14 protein-coding genes are annotated in these 14,485 nt (G+C 62.1%); 8 read left to right on the plus strand and 6 right to left on the minus strand.

What is annotated here, in order from left to right; all coding sequences use genetic code 11:
* Window positions 1-14 precede the first annotated feature (14 nt).
* The 6 genes from GM668_RS15045 (at window position 15) to GM668_RS15070 (ending at window position 7,540) form a co-directional block, all read left to right on the plus strand.
* Window positions 15-803 carry a substrate-binding periplasmic protein gene (locus GM668_RS15045; RefSeq protein WP_155439774.1) on the plus strand — a complete coding sequence of 263 codons (789 nt, stop codon included), beginning with the start codon at window positions 15-17 and terminating at the stop codon, window positions 801-803.
* Window positions 803-4,255 (plus strand): response regulator, encoded by a 3,453-nt coding sequence (locus GM668_RS15050; RefSeq protein WP_155439775.1) that lies wholly within the window; start codon window positions 803-805, stop codon window positions 4,253-4,255. Before GM668_RS15045 ends, GM668_RS15050 begins: the two co-directional genes overlap by 1 nt.
* Window positions 4,256-4,260: 5 nt before the next feature.
* Window positions 4,261-5,373 carry a response regulator gene (locus GM668_RS15055; RefSeq protein WP_155439776.1) on the plus strand — a complete coding sequence of 371 codons (1,113 nt, stop codon included), beginning with the start codon at window positions 4,261-4,263 and terminating at the stop codon, window positions 5,371-5,373.
* An 82-nt stretch (window positions 5,374-5,455) separates the two neighbouring features.
* The gene (locus tag GM668_RS15060; protein ID WP_155439777.1) at window positions 5,456-6,130 is read left to right on the plus strand and encodes a hypothetical protein; all 675 of its coding nucleotides are present in this window, start codon (window positions 5,456-5,458) and stop codon (window positions 6,128-6,130) included.
* 135 nt (window positions 6,131-6,265) lie between these two features.
* Window positions 6,266-7,051 carry a GNAT family N-acetyltransferase gene (locus tag GM668_RS15065; RefSeq protein WP_155439778.1) on the plus strand — a complete coding sequence of 262 codons (786 nt, stop codon included), beginning with the start codon at window positions 6,266-6,268 and terminating at the stop codon, window positions 7,049-7,051.
* Window positions 7,052-7,069: 18 nt separating this feature from the next.
* Entirely contained in the window at window positions 7,070-7,540 is a 471-nt protein-coding gene (locus tag GM668_RS15070) for a molybdopterin-binding protein (RefSeq protein WP_155439779.1), read from the plus strand.
* Between the two features lie 142 nt (window positions 7,541-7,682).
* On the opposite strand, the gene GM668_RS15075 is transcribed toward GM668_RS15070, so the two are convergent.
* The 6 genes from GM668_RS15075 to GM668_RS15100 form a co-directional block, all read right to left on the minus strand.
* Window positions 7,683-7,970: a hypothetical protein gene (locus GM668_RS15075; RefSeq protein WP_155439780.1), complete on the minus strand. Its 288-nt coding sequence runs from the start codon at window positions 7,968-7,970 to the stop codon at window positions 7,683-7,685.
* Window positions 7,971-8,139: 169 nt separating this feature from the next.
* The gene (locus GM668_RS15080) at window positions 8,140-8,829 is read right to left on the minus strand and encodes an ABC transporter ATP-binding protein (protein ID WP_155439781.1); all 690 of its coding nucleotides are present in this window, start codon (window positions 8,827-8,829) and stop codon (window positions 8,140-8,142) included.
* Between the two features lie 8 nt (window positions 8,830-8,837).
* A complete protein-coding gene (gene phnE / locus GM668_RS15085; RefSeq protein WP_155439782.1) occupies window positions 8,838-9,632 on the minus strand; it encodes a phosphonate ABC transporter, permease protein PhnE in 795 nt (264 codons plus the stop codon).
* On the minus strand, window positions 9,629-10,480 hold the full coding sequence (locus GM668_RS15090; RefSeq protein WP_155439783.1) for a PhnE/PtxC family ABC transporter permease: 852 nt from the start codon (window positions 10,478-10,480) through the stop codon (window positions 9,629-9,631). The genes phnE and GM668_RS15090 overlap by 4 nt, the downstream gene beginning before the upstream one ends.
* 4 nt (window positions 10,481-10,484) lie before the next feature.
* On the minus strand, window positions 10,485-11,306 hold the full coding sequence (locus tag GM668_RS15095; protein ID WP_155439784.1) for a phosphonate ABC transporter ATP-binding protein: 822 nt from the start codon (window positions 11,304-11,306) through the stop codon (window positions 10,485-10,487).
* A gap of 1 nt (window position 11,307) precedes the next feature.
* The gene (locus GM668_RS15100) at window positions 11,308-12,174 is read right to left on the minus strand and encodes a putative selenate ABC transporter substrate-binding protein (protein ID WP_155439785.1); all 867 of its coding nucleotides are present in this window, start codon (window positions 12,172-12,174) and stop codon (window positions 11,308-11,310) included.
* A gap of 146 nt (window positions 12,175-12,320) precedes the next feature.
* Here GM668_RS15100 and egtD point away from each other — a divergent pair, with 146 nt between their 5' ends.
* Window positions 12,321-13,325 carry an L-histidine N(alpha)-methyltransferase gene (egtD, locus tag GM668_RS15105; RefSeq protein ID WP_155439786.1) on the plus strand — a complete coding sequence of 335 codons (1,005 nt, stop codon included), beginning with the start codon at window positions 12,321-12,323 and terminating at the stop codon, window positions 13,323-13,325.
* The gene (gene egtB / locus GM668_RS15110; RefSeq protein ID WP_155439787.1) at window positions 13,322-14,482 is read left to right on the plus strand and encodes an ergothioneine biosynthesis protein EgtB; all 1,161 of its coding nucleotides are present in this window, start codon (window positions 13,322-13,324) and stop codon (window positions 14,480-14,482) included. The genes egtD and egtB overlap by 4 nt, the downstream gene beginning before the upstream one ends.
* Window positions 14,483-14,485 lie beyond the last annotated feature (3 nt).

The raw sequence follows: 14,485 nt of genomic DNA on the forward strand, positions 1-14,485 counted from the left end.
TGGAGAAATGCCCCATGAGCCGTTACCGCGCCCCATTGCGTGCTGTTGCCGCAGCGCTGGCCGTTGCGGCATGGGTGTTTCCCGCCACGGCGGCCGCACAGGAAACCGTGACCCTGTGTTTTGAGCGGCAGGACGTCAAACCCTGGCGCACGCAGCAGGGTGATGGCTTGAATTTCGAGCTGCTGAAAATGGTGGCGCAGCGTCTTAATATCCAGTTTGATTTCCAGAGCGTGCCATGGAAGCGCTGCCTGCAGCAATTGCAGGCCAATGCCTATGACGGCGCGTTTGCCGTCAGCTACAAGGCGGACCGGCGTGAATTGGGCGTGTACCCCGGCGGCGCGGCCATCGATAACAGCAAGCGCATGCACATCGACAGCTATATGCTGTTGCGCCGCAAAGGCAGCAAGGTGGAATGGGATGGCAAAACCCTGCGCAATGTCGATGGCCCGGTGGGCTTCCAGCTGGGCTATTCCGTTGGCGAAGTGTTGAAAAAACTCGCAGTGGAAACCGACGAAGGCAGCCAGCGCGCCGATGAACTGGCGCGCAAGCTCATTGCCGGCCGCCTGGCCGCCGCCGCACTGGGCGGCTCCGACGCCAACAATGTCATGCACGGTCCGCTGGGCGCGCAACTGGAAATGCTGCCCGTGCCGCTGATTGAAAAACCGTATTTCCTGATCCTGTCGCACGGCATGGTGGCCAAGCGTCCGGAACTGGCGCAGCGCATCTGGGCTGCGATGGAACAGGCGCGCAACAGTCCGGCCTATAAAAAGGCTGAACGCGCCGCCCTGGGCGAGGAGCACTGATGGCAGCTCCGCGCCGGGGATGGCTGCAGGCATGGCGCGAAGACATCTTGCTGCGCCTGGCGGCCGGTATTTTCCTGGCCGTGGCGCTGTCTTCCGTGGTCTACACGACGTACGCGGCGCGCACCCTGCGCGCGGAAGCGGAACAGCAATTAAAGGAGCGGGCCGAGCGCCTGGCCACCGTGCTGGCCCAGGCGCTGGCGCGGCCCCTGTTCGACATTAATACCGCCGCCGTATCCAGCGCGGTGGACGCCATGCAGGCCACGCCGGAAGTCATGATGCTGAGCGTGCATTCGCCGTCCGGCGAAGAACTGGCCAGCTATGCGGTGGAAAATGCCGATCCTTTGATGACGGTAAAGGTGCAGCGCGAAATCCGCTACCAGGATGGCCGCCGCACTTATCCGGTCGGCACGCTGGAACTGGCGTTTTCCCGCCATGACGTGGACCGCCAGCTGCGCAGCCAGATCAGCCACACGATCGTCGCCAACCTGGTGCTGGCGCTGTTCATCGTCGTGTCGATTTTCCTCGTGGGCCGCAAGGTGATCCGCCCGTTTGCCGATATCCAGCACGCGCTGGAAAAGCTCACGCGGGGCGAAGTCGATATTGAATTGTCGGGCAAGGGCCGCTCCGACCAGGTAGGCAAGCTGTCCGACGCCGTGTACAGCTTCCGCGATACGCTGACGCGCTTGCGCCAGGTGGAGTTTGAATTGCGCGAGTTGAACAGCGACTTGGAGCGCAAAATCATCGAGCGCACGGCGGAAGTCACGCAATCGGCGCAAGTGGCGCGCGACAGCCAGAAAAAACTGCAAGCCATAGTCGATACGGCGCTCGACGCCGTGGTGCGGATGGACATGCATGGGCGCATCGTGGGCTGGAACAGCCAGGCGGAAAGCATCTTCGGGTGGAACAGGGAAGAGGCGCTGGGCTTGCCGCTGGAATCGACGATTATTCCGCAGCGCTACCGCCATGACCACCGCAAAGGCATGCAGCGCTATATCGCCACCGGCAAGGGCGCGGTGCTGGACCGCCGCGTGGAATTGCATGCGCTGCACAAGGATGGGCGTGAATTCCCCATCGACCTGGCGATTACCCGCATCCGGCTGGATGAGCAGGAAACGTATGAATTTTGCGGCTTTATCCGCGATATCAGCGAGCGGCGCGAACGGGAACAAAAGCTGGTGCAGGCGAACGTGATGGCGGAAGCGGCCAATATCGCGAAATCCGAATTCCTGGCCAATATGAGCCATGAAATCCGCACGCCGATGAGCGCCATCATCGGCATGGCATACCTGGCGCTGCGCACTGGCTTGACGCCGAAGCAGCAGGATTACGTCAGCAAGATCCACCGCGCGGCCCTGTCGCTGCTGGGCATCATCAATGACATCCTGGACTTTTCCAAGATCGAGGCGGGCCGCCTCGACGTGGAACACGTGCCGTTTTTCCTTGATGACGTGCTGGCCAATGTCGCCAGCGTGACCAGCCAGCGCGCAGCCGATAAACAGCTGGAATACCTGTTCCACGTGCCGCCGTCGATTCCCCGCCACCTGGTGGGCGACCCGCTGCGGCTGGGGCAGGTGCTGATCAACCTCGTCAACAATGCCGTGAAATTCACGCCAAGCGGCGAGCTGGAACTGGCGTGCACGCGCCTGCCGGACCGCAATCCTGGCAAAGTCATGCTGCGCTTTGCCGTGCGCGATACCGGTATCGGCATGAATGAAGACCAGGTGGCGCGGCTGTTCCGCGCGTTCAGCCAGGCCAATGGATCGACGTCGCGCCAATATGGCGGCACGGGCCTGGGCCTGTCGATTTCGCAGCGCCTGGTGCAATTGATGGGCGGCTTGATCCGCGTGGACAGCGCGCCCGACCAGGGTTCCACGTTCCAGTTCGACCTGGAATTTGCGCTGTCCGGCTTGCCGGAGCATGCGCCCGTGATGCCGGAAGCGCTCAATGGCGCCCGCCTGCTGCTGGTCGATGACAGCCAGATGGCGCTGGATATTTTGACGGAATCGCTGCAGCCACTGCCGGTGCGTGTCGAGACGGCCACCAGCGGCACGCAGGCGCTGGCCGCCATTACACAGGCCGATGCGGCGGGCGACCCGTACCGCATCGTGCTGACGGACTGGCAAATGCCGGGCATGGATGGCATCGCGCTGGCGAAAAAAGTCAAGGAAGACGGCGCCTTGTCGGCCCGTCCTGCCATCGTGCTGGTCACGGCCTTTGGCCGCGAAGAAGTGCAGCGCGGCGCCGATAGCGCCGGGATCACAGGCTTCCTGTTCAAGCCGATCGGGCAATCGGCGCTGGTGGACACGCTGGTGTCGCTGGTGTCGCCGCAGAGATCGATCGCGGGCAGCCTGCGCACCGCCGATGAAGCGATGCCGGGCCAGCGCTTTGCCGCCCGCGTGCTGCTGGTGGAAGACAATTCCGTCAACCAGGAAATCGCCGCGGAATTGATGGCAACCTTGGGGATTTGCGTGGACGTGGCGGAAAACGGCCAGGTGGCGCTGGAACGCTTGCAGCAGGCCGGCCCGGGCGCCTACAGCATGGTGCTGATGGACCTGGAAATGCCCGTCATGGATGGCCACCAAGCGACCCGGCTGCTGCGCCTGGACAGCGACTTTGATGCGCTGCCCGTGATTGCCATGACGGCGCATGCGCTGCCGGACATCCGCGAACGCTGCCTGGCTGAAGGCATGCAAGACTATATTTCCAAGCCGATCGAGCCCGAACGCCTGTATGCGATGCTGTCGCGCTGGCTGGTGCACGCCAAGCTGCCGCAGCCGGGCCGGGAAATGCCCCGCACGGCCATGCTGCGCGCCACGTCGTATGGCGACGCGGCGCTGCAAATCGACGGCATCGACAGTGAGCGCGGCTTGCGGCACGTGGCGGGCAACCGGGAATTATACGTGCAATTGCTGGACCGCTTCCGCCTCGCGCAGCGTGGCGTGGCAGGCGGCATCGATGCGGTACTGGCGCAGGGCGGCGTGGCCCAGGCAAGCCGCATGGCCCATACGTTGCGCGGCGTGGCGGGCGGCGTTGGCGCAACGGTAGTGGAACGGGCCGCGCAGGCATTGGAACTGGCGCTGGACCGCATGGCATACCACGGCGGCGCGGGGCTTGGGAAGGAACAGGCGGCGCCGGTGGCCATGCCGTTCGCGCCCTTGGCGGAACTGGCAACCGCGCTGGCCGGCGTGGTGGCCGCGCTGGACCGCCATTTCGACCAGGCCCCGCCGCCGGCGGACAGCATGGACGCAGGCGTGGCCCCGGCCGAAGCGCTGGCGCAGCTGCGTTCGCTGCTGGCCGAGTATTCCGGCGACAGTACCGATTATTTCGACAGCGTGCGTGCACAGCTGGCCGCGCTGCTGCCATCGGCCGACCTGGAGCGGCTGGCGGCGCATATGAACAATTATGAATTTGAAGCGGCCAGCCGTTTGCTGGCCGCCGTACAGGAGACTTAGCCATCATGACCTTACGAAACAGCAGCCACGGTCCCCGGCAAACGATTTTGATCGTCGACGATACGCCGGACAACATTACTTTGCTGTCCAGCTTGCTCAAGGAAAAGTACAACACGAAAGTCGCCACCAATGGCGCAACGGCGCTGCAAATCGTCGCGGGCGGCGGCGTTGACCTGGTGCTGCTGGATGTGATGATGCCCGACCTCGATGGCTATGAAACGTGCCGCCGCTTAAAGTCGGATCCGGCCACGGCGGATGTGCCCGTGATTTTCCTGACGGCGAAAAGCCAGGCGGAAGATGAAGCCATGGGCTTGCGCGTGGGGGCGGTCGATTACCTGACCAAGCCGATCAGTCCACCGATTTTATTTGCCCGCGTGGCCACGCATTTGTCGCTGAAAAATGCGCGCACACAGTTGAAAACGGAAAACCGCAACCTGGAATCGCTGGTGCAGGAACGCACGGGGCAACTGTCGCTGATGCAGGATGCCACCATCATGGCGATGGCGACGATGGCGGAAACGCGCGACTGCGAGACGGGCAACCATATCCGCCGCACGCAAAATTACATCGCGGCGCTGGCCAGGCATTTACAGAAACATCCCCGTTTTGCTGCCGAATTGACGGATGAAAATATCGTGCTGCTGTACAAATCCGCACCGCTGCATGACATCGGCAAGGTCGGCATTCCCGACCACATTTTGCTGAAGCCGGGCAAGCTGGATAAGGATGAGTTTGAAATCATGAAGCGGCATGCGGAATTCGGCCGCGACACGATCCGCCAGGTCGAACAATACGTGGGCGGCAGCAATAGCTTCCTCACATATGCGCGTGAAATTGCCCACTCGCACCAGGAAAAATGGGATGGTTCCGGCTATCCGGACCAGCTGGAGGGTGAAGCCATTCCGTTGTCGGCGCGCCTGATGGCAGTGGCCGACGTGTATGACGCGCTGATTTCCCGGCGCGTGTACAAGCCGCCATTCAGCCATGCGGATGCGGTGGCGGTCATGAAAGATGGACGGGGCAAGCACTTTGATCCGGATATCCTGGATGCGTTCCTGGAAATCGAAGGGGAGTTTGCCAGGATTGCCGAGGAGTTTGCCGACAGCGACAAGGATTGACATGAATTAAATTCACGGGCAGGTTGATTGCTGAGGAATCGTATATACTGTTTATATTATTCAAAACTTTTCGGAGTCCAGCATGAACAAGCCTGTTACCGGCGAAGCCACCGCGGCAGCGGCAACACCTGAAGAAACCGTTAAAACTCCTGCCGCGGAAGCGCCGGCGAAAGCCGCGAAGCCGGCTTCGCGCGCGTCCGCCAAACCAGCCAAAGCCGCGAAAGTTGCGCAAGCCAAGGCGGAGCCGGCGAAAGCTGCCAAGGCAGTGAAAACCGCCAAGCCAGCCAAGGCTGCCGAAGCCAAGCCGGCCAAGGCTGCTGCCAAGCCTGCACCGGCAGCCAAAGCCGCCGCAGCAGCCGCTGGGGCAGCGAAGGCGCCTTCCGCCAAGGCCGTGAAGGCCAAAGCTGCCGCCAAGGCCGAGCCGAAAGCCGCCCCGAAGGCAGCGGCGCCGAAGGCAGAAGCCAAGCCCGCCAAAGCGCCCAAAGCCGCTAAGCCAGCCAAGGCTGCCAAGCCTGTTGACGCACCTGTCAAAGCCGCCAAGGAAAAACTCGTGCGCGACAGCTTCACGATGCCGGAAGATGAATACGCACAATTGGGCGCCGTGAAAAAAGCCGCGCTGAAAGCCGGGTTTGAAATCAAGAAAAGCGAATTGCTGCGCGTAGGCGTGTCGCTGATCAGCAAGCTGGATATGGCGGCGCTGAAAGCCGTGCTGGCGTCGCTGCCGCAATTGAAAACCGGCCGTCCCAAGAAGGGTTGATGGTCCGGCGCCGGTTCCCGTGCGGTTCAGCGGGAACCGGCCGCGTTGCCATGTAATCAAAATGACATTGGTTTGTCATTTTCTTGAAGCAATCGCTCGCTACGCTTGCCTTGTCTCAACCAACAAGGAACAAGCATGCAACGGCAACCGCAGTTAGACACGCAAGCACATGCGCCAGCACAGACGCAAACCGTCTCGCGCGCCCCGGGCAAGCTGGTGCTCAGCATGGCCAGTACGCCTGACGAGTTGCGCGAAGTGCAGCGCCTGCGCTACAAGGTGTTCATTGAGACCATGGGCCTGGCCGCACTGAAGCGCGATGACGGCCTCGATAGCGACGAATTCGACGGCCACTGCGATCACTTGATCGTCCGCGACAGCAGTTCGCTGGAAGTGGTCGGCACGTACCGCCTGCTGAGCGCAGCGCGCGCCCACAAGCTGGGCCGCATGTATTCGGAGGGCGAGTTCGACTTGTCGCGCCTGAACGTGATCCGCTCGCGCATCGTGGAAGCGGGCCGCGCGTGCATCCACCCCGACTACCGTGGCGGCAGCGTCATCATGCTGCTGTGGTCCGGCCTGGCGGAATACATGCGCCGCGAACGGTGCGATTTCCTGGCTGGCTGCGCCAGCATCAGCCTGGCCGACGGCGGCCATAATGCGGTGGCGGTCTATCACAAGCTGGTGCAAAGCCACCTGGCGCCCGCGGAATACCGCGTCACGCCGCATTTGCCATTCCCGTACACGAAGCTGGACCCGGCGCAAAGCCCGCAAGTGCCTGCGCTGCTGAAAGGGTATATGCGTTCCGGCGCATGGATTTGCGGCGAACCGGCATGGGATCCTGATTTCGAAAGCGCCGACCTGTTCTTGCTGATGCCGTTGGCGAACCTGGATGCGCGCTATGCGAAACATTACGGCGTTGCTTGACGGGAGGCTGGCGTGGGCATGATGGAAGCACTGAGGCTGCGCTGCGCAGTCCTCAGCGTGGCGGCAAGCCACGGGGCGCGCGATGGCGTGGGCGAGCTGCTGGCTGCGCGGGCCCAGGCCGCCGGCCATGAACTGGTGCGCCGCGATTGCGTGGACGACGACGCGGACAGCGTGCGCCGCGTGCTGGCCGAATGCATCGCCGATCCGGGCATCCAGGTGATCCTGGGCGCGGGCGGCGCCGGATTTGCCCGCCGTAACACGGTATGTGATGCGGCGGCGGGATTGATCGAGCAGGAAGTGCGCGGCTTCGGCAGCCTGCTGCACAACTTGTTTTTTGCGGAAGTGGGAACGTCGCTGGTCAACCAGCGTGCGCTGGCCGGCTACGCGAACAAGACGCTGGTGTTTTGCCTGCCTGGCGCCACGGGGGCATGCGCGCTGGCGTGGGACCGCATCATTGCGCCGCAGCTGGCGGCGCCGGTATTTGGCTAGGCAGGTACGCGCGCCTTCATCCCGCTGGAAGCGGTCTGGAAGGCGTTTCGGCAGGGATCAGGGCGAGGAAAAGGTGAACAGCGGGGTTTGGGCTGTTTCAGGCGCCGGTTTGTCCCGGCGCCGATAATTGCTGGCGCACGACTCAGTGCATCGATGCGGATGACAAGTCTTTCAATTCACGGATACTGATATCCGATTTTTCATGCATGCGCAGCAGGATCGTGGCACCGACAGCGAGTTTCCGGTGCCGGATCTTACTGATGATCGGAGGCTGAACTTCCAGCACGCGGCATAGCTCCGCGTCGTTTTTCAGATTCATCTTTTCAATCAGCGTATCGAGCAACTTGTTGGGTACAAAACTGGATGGCTCCAAGGCTCTGGCTCGATTCATGGCCTCGATCAATTCCAGCTTCTTTTGCCGCACGCTCATTTTTTCCTCCTTAGTCAATAACGTGGATAGGTCGGCGTCCCTGGCTTGTGTCTTTACCGCCATGATGGCGTTTTCAACAACGTGGCGGATCGACTCTGCTATTAATAACCAAGCAAGTTGTATGTATCATACTGCAACGAAAAATAAATGGAACGTTTTAACAAAAAAATTATTGTTTTTCTTGTGCAATAGGATTGACGGATTTTGCCACTTGTAGGCCGGACTTTGTCAGTATCAGAGTGAGGTCAGCCATTTCCGCTGCGGCGTGCGAGTGGGTGACCATGATGGTGCAGGCGCCACTGGCCTTAATTTCGTTGCGTAACAACATCAGAATGCTGTGCGCCGTCTCTGGATCGAGGTTGCCGGTGGGTTCATCGGCCAGCACCAAACCGGGCCGGTGCACCAGCGCGCGGGCAATGGCGACCCGCTGCAACTGGCCGCCGGACAGCTGGTGCGGATAATCGTCGGCGCGGCCCCGCAAACCGACGGCGTCGAGCATTTCATTGGCGCGCTCGCGGCTCATGCCGTTCAACAGCAGCGGCAGGGCCACGTTCTGGTGCAGCGTCAGGTGCGGCAGCACGTGGAATGCCTGGAAAATAAAGCCCATTTTTTGCCGCCGCAAGCGCGTGGCGGCATCGTCGTCCAGTGCCGTCATGGCGACGCCATCGAGCATGACCGGCGGCGTGCTGGTGGTGTCGGGCTGGTCCAGCCCCGCGATCAGGTTCAGCAACGTGGATTTGCCGACGCCGGATTCGCCCATGATGGCGACAAATTCGCCCGCCTTGAATTCCCAGTTCAAATTGGCCAGCACCGGGTGGCCCGGTGTGTAGGTTTTGGACAGGTTACGCAATACGAGCATTTTCTTCCTTAACTGGTTAGCCAGCGCCGCGTGGCAAAACTGGCTGCATCCACCAGCGCCACCAGCGCCAGCATGGCAAGGATGACGGTGGCGGCGGGCTGCATCTGGAATAACGATAAGTGATATTTCAGCATTTGTCCCAGGCCACCGGCGCCCACCACGCCCAACACCGCGGCAGCGCGGATATTGTTTTCCCACCGGTACAGCGTGTACGACAGCATTTGCGGCAAGGTTTGTGGCAGTGTCGCATACAAGAAGGCCGCCAGGGCAGGGGCGCCATTGGTGCGCAGGCTGTGTTCCGCGTGCAGCGGGGCGTTTTCCAGCGCGTCGGCAAACAGGCGGCCCAGGACGCCGGCTGTGTGGGCGGCCAGCGCCAGCGTGCCGGCAAAGGGGCCGAGGCCCGCTGCGATCAGCATGATGTAGGCCCATACCAATTCTGGGATCGAGCGCAGCACGTTGAGTATTGTGCGCACAATTGCGCGTGGTATGCCCAATCCGCCAAGCCGGCCCGATGCAGGCATGGCCAGCAACAGCCCTGCCGCCACTGCCAATAAAGTTCCAACAGCCGACATTGCCAGTGTTTCCAGAGCAGCATTGGCAGTTCGTCGCAGGAACGGCATGCCTAATTCTGGTGGCGCGAATCCGCCCAATAATTCAAAGGTTGTACGCAGAGAATCCGGCCGGGTAAATTCTACCCATTTCAAGTCCAGTGAATAAAAGCTGGCAGCGCACAGGATGGCCAATAGCAGCGCCAAAATCCAGCCTAGCAAATTGCGTGTGGGAGCAGCGGGCATGTCGCTCATGCAAGCCTCCTGCGCAGCCATTTCGACACTAGATCGGCTGCAGCGACCAACAGTACAAATACCAGCAACATTGTGCAGACTTCGCCACCAACCATATTCTTAAGCGATTCTTCCATGCGCTGTCCAAGGCCACCTGCACCGACAAAGCCCATCACGGCAGAACCCCGGATCGCGCATTCCCACCGGTACACGGTGTACGACACCAGTTCCGACGCCGCATCCGGCAGCGCGCCATACAGCAGCGCCTGCAGCCGCCCCGCGCCATTGGCCAGCAAGGTATCGGCCGCATGGGTTTCCGACGATTCCAGGATTTCCGCATACACCTTGCCCAGCATGCCGCAGTAAGTGAGGGCGATGGCCAGCACGCCGGCAGTCGGCCCCAGTCCCACGATGCGCACGAACAGCAGCGCCCACACCAGTTCCGGCACGGAGCGCAGCAACACCAGCAGCCAGCGCACGGTTTGCCGCACCAGCGACGCCAGCGGCGCCATGCGGCCCGTGCCCAGGCTGGAAATCGACAGGCGTTCCGTCACCAGCAAGGTGGCGGGAATCGCGCCCAGCAGCGCCAGCGACAGGCCGGCCGTGGCAATGGCCACGGTCTTCCACGTTTCGCGCGCCACCATGGCAAGGAACTCGCCATCATGCGCGGGCGGGAAAAACGCGGCGAGGAATTGCCACGTGGCTTGCAGGCTTTGCGCATCGAGCAAGGTCCACGGCTTGAATTCGCTGGCCACCAGCATGGGCCACATGGCCAGGATCACAGCGCCAATTGCCAGCATCCGCCCCCGCAAGGCGGGATCGGGATGGCGTTCGCTATAGGGAACGGCGGGAATATTCAACAGCTTCATGCAGTTACAGGCAGGCGCCGCCCGACAGGGTGGCAGGGGCTTCGTGCGCAAGCGGGGAATTCGCAGGCGGCAGTTCGCCCAGATACAGTTCGGCAATCATGGCGTCCGTGACTTGTTCGCGCGGCAGGTCAAATGCAATGCGCCCGTGTTTCAGCGCGACGATGCGGGGGAAGTGCGCCAGCGCCAGTTCCACCTGGTGCAGGCTGCATACCAGCGCCGCGTTGCGGCTGGCCGCCTCTTGCTGCAGCGTGGCCAAGGTCAGCTGCGACAGCGCGGGATCCAATGCGGACAAGGGTTCATCGGCCAGCAGCGCCTGCGCATCGGACAGCAGCATGCGCGCCAATGCGCAGCGCTGCCGTTCGCCGCCCGACAGGCGGTCCACGCGGCTATACAGCTTGTCGCCCAGGTTGAAACGGGACAGGGCGCGGAATGCGGCTTCCGGATCCGCAGGCTTGAACAGCGATACGGCCGCCTGCCAAAAATTCCACTGCGGCAGGCGCGCCGCCAGCACGGCGGTCACCACGCGCTGGCGCGGCGGCAGCGGCGGCGTTTGCGGTGCGAGGAACAGGCGTGCGCGCAGCTTGTGGCGGGCGCGGTTGTCCAGCGACCACGGATCGGCGCCCAAGGCCGTGAACGCGCCGGTTTCGGGGCGGTGCGTGCACGCCAAAGTCGCAAGCAGCGTGGTCTTGCCGGCGCCGGACGGGCCGATGACGGCCACCTGTTCGCCGGCCGCAATGCGCAAGTCGACGTTTTCCAGCGCCAGCGCGTGGCCCGCGGCCAAATGCCGCACCGTCAAGCCACGCAAATCATAGACAGCTTCAGGCATCTTACTTCTTCAACAAGCCGGCATTGATGGCCGCCGCTTCAATCGCGCCATAGTTTTCGATTTTGGTCGGCACGAATTTCGAGGCGCGCTGCAAGTCCAGGATTTCCTTGTCTTGCGGGTTTTTCGCATCCAGCGCCAGGAAGGCGTCCGTAATCTTCTTTTTCAGGGCAGCCGGCATGTCGGCGCGCACGGTCCAGTTGTAATCGTAATAGCCCGGCGTCGTGTAGAACACGCGCACGACGTTCGGGTCGACTTTTTTCTCTTCAACCTGCTTTTCCCACACGGAGATGTTCAGTGCACCCGCATCGACTTTACCGCCGGCCACTGCCGCCACGGTGGCGTCATGCGCGCCGGAGAAGGCGACGCGCTTCAAATCCGTATCCGGATTGATTTTCGCGCCCAGCAGGAACGAGCGCGGCATCAGGTGGCCGGACGTGGAGCTTTCCGAACCGAACGACAAGGTACGGCCTTTCAAGTCTTCCAGCCTGGTGATTTCCTTGTGCGTGGTAATGAACACGGAACGGAATTTTTCATCTTCCGCGCGCTGCACCAGCGGCACGACCTGGCCTTTGCTGCGTTCTTTCGCTTGCACGAACGTGAAGCCGCCGAACCACACCATATCCAGCTTGCCTGCCACGAGGCCCTCCACGGACGCCGCGTAATCGGTCACTGGCGTGAATTCCACTTTCATGGCCAGTTTCTTTTCCAGGTATTCGCCCAGCGGCTTGAACTTGCGCTGCAATTCGGTCGGCTTTTCATCAGGGATCGCGGACACGCGCAACACTTGCTGGGCAGGCGCCTGGGCGGCGGCAAACAGCAGGGAGGCGGCAAACAGCGACTGGACAGTACGCAGGGCGGAAATTTTCATTCAGGATTCCTAAGATGGCTGGGGGAGGGGCGCCGCACGAATGTTGCATATACGGCTACGTCATTTTTATATTCAGCTATGATATCAAAACCATGCATCGGCAGAGGCCCGCCGGTGGCGCCCATCAACGTCACGAAGAGCAGACTATGCATATGTCCCGTACTGCGGCGATCCGCGTGATTCCGCCAGATGTTACCAGCCGGCCCGAGGCCATTGCCCATGGCAGCGCCGCCGCCATCGAAGAAATCAGTGCGGGATTGCTGGCCCGGCGCGCTTATACATCGCCCAAATATTTGTATGACAGCCTCGGTTCCCGGCTGTTTGAAGCCATCTGCGAATTGCCCGAGTATTATCCGACCCGCACGGAAGCCGCCATTTTTGAACGGCATGGCGCCGATATTGCCCGTGCCGTAGGGGCGGGCAGCACGCTGATCGACTTGGGGGCGGGCAATTGCGCCAAGGCGGCCAGCCTGTTCCCTTTGCTGCAGCCGGCCCAGTACGTGCCCATCGATATTTCCCGCGATTTCCTCAATGATGCCGTGCTGCGCCTGCAACAGCGCTTCCCCGCCATTGAAATGACAGCGCTGGCGCTGGATTTTTCCAGCGCGTTTGCCTTGCCCGACACGGTGCGGCAACAGGGCCGCGTCTTCTTTTATCCCGGTTCATCGATCGGCAACTTTGCGCCGCATGAAGCGGTGGCCTTCCTGCGCCGCCTGCGTGCCAGCGGCGCCGGCGAATGCAGCCTGCTGATCGGCGTGGACCTGGTGAAAGACAGCGCCACGCTCGACGCGGCGTATGACGATGCGATCGGCGTCACGGCAGCGTTCAATTTGAACATGCTGCGCCATGTGAACCATTTGATCGGCTCGGACTTCGACGTCACGCAGTGGCAGCACCGCGCTTTCTTCAATGCGGAAGAGAGCCGGATTGAAATGCACCTGGAAGCGCGCGAAGCGCTGGTGGTGACGTGGCCCCAGGGCGAACGGCACTTTGCCCGCGGTGAACGCATCCATACGGAAGACAGTTATAAATACACGCCCCGTACCTTTGTGGAATTGCTGCGGGACGCGGGATTTGCCGCGACGCGCACGTGGACCGACGATGCCGGCTGGTTCGCTGTCGTGCATGCGCGCGCGATGGGGCTGGCATGAATTTGCCGGAACGCTATGCCGCCGTGCGCGGCCAGTCGCTGGCGCTGGCGCAGCCTTTGTCGGATGAAGATTGCGGTGCGCAATCGATGCCCGACGCCAGCCCCGTGAAATGGCATTTGGCGCATACGACATGGTTCTTCGAGACGTTTATTCTCGAGCGTTTTGAAGCGGATTTTCAGCCGTTTCATCCTGCGTTCCGCGTGCTGTTCAATTCGTATTACAACGGTATCGGCGACAAGCACCCGCGCCCGCAGCGGGGCTTGCTGACGCGGCCGTCCATGGCTGAAGTGCGCGCCTACCGCGCCGGCGTCGATGCGCGCATGGCGCGCTTGCTGGCCCGGCCCAGTACGGAACTGCAAAGCCTCGTGACGCTGGGACTGCAGCACGAACAGCAGCACCAGGAATTGATCGTCACGGACGTCAAGCATTTGCTGGCGCAAAACCCGATGCAGCCTGCCTATGCGGACACGGCGCCTTTGCCTTCGGATGCGGCGGGAACGCTGGAGTGGCTGCCATTTAACGGCGGCGTGGCGGAAATCGGCTATGCGGGCGGCGGCTTTTGCTTTGACAACGAATTGCCGCGCCACCGCACGTACCTGGCGCCCTATGAGCTGGCGTCGCGGCTGGTGACCAATGGCGAATATCTGGCGTTTATCGAGGCCGGAGGCTATGCCGATCCTGCGCTGTGGCTGGCCGAAGGGTGGGACCGCGTGCGCAGCGAAGGCTGGGCGCATCCATTGTATTGGCGGCGCGAAGCCGATGGCCGGTGGACGGAATTTACGCTGCATGGCCGCCGGCCGCTGGACCTGGACGCGCCGGTGATGCACGTGTCGCTGTATGAAGCCGATGCGTATGCGCATTGGTGCGGTGCGCGCCTGCCGACGGAAGCCGAGTGGGAATCGGCGGCAGCCTTACCGGGTTTGCGGCAACTGTTCGGCGCCTGCTGGCAGTGGACGTCCAGCAGCTATGCGCCATATCCGGGTTTTAAGCCGGCGCCGGGGGCGATTGGCGAATACAACGGCAAGTTCATGGTGAACCAGTATGTGTTGCGGGGTTCATCGTCCGCCACGCCCGAAGGCCACGCGCGCGCCAGCTACCGCAATTTCTTCCCCGCGCACGCGAGGTGGCAATTGATGGGAATCCGGCTGGCCCGTTAAGCG

Origin of the sequence: Pseudoduganella ginsengisoli (genome assembly GCF_009720865.1) — a bacterium.
Taxonomy (GTDB): Bacteria; Pseudomonadota; Gammaproteobacteria; order Burkholderiales; family Burkholderiaceae_D; genus Rugamonas; species Rugamonas ginsengisoli.